The sequence below is a fragment of the Caviibacter abscessus genome (assembly GCF_001517835.1).
In the GTDB taxonomy this organism is placed as follows: domain Bacteria; phylum Fusobacteriota; class Fusobacteriia; order Fusobacteriales; family Leptotrichiaceae; genus Caviibacter; species Caviibacter abscessus.
Genome location: NZ_LOQG01000009.1, coordinates 1 through 261 on the forward strand (window position 1 = coordinate 1; position 261 = coordinate 261).

General features: G+C 35.2%; 1 pseudogene. It reads right to left on the reverse strand.

The features are described 5' to 3' along the window. Nucleotides 1–261 (reverse strand): annotated as a pseudogene (locus AWT63_RS02015) (iron-containing alcohol dehydrogenase); the annotation flags it as partial.

Consider the following 261-nt stretch of genomic DNA (forward strand, 5'->3'; position numbering starts at 1 on the left):
TATCTATTCTTAGCATCAGGATATCTGTATTGAGGGAACACTCCCATTTTAACAGGTGCATCTGTTGCATTGTATTTTATAACTTCAGTAAGTAAAAGTCCATTACAAATTCCATGAGGTATGTGGAATTGTCCACCTAATTTATGTGATAATGAGTGAACTATACCAAGGAAAGCATTAGCAAATGCCATACCTGCTATACAAGAAGCATTAGCCATTTTTTCTTTAGCTTTAACTGCTTTAGCACCTAATGCTACTGAC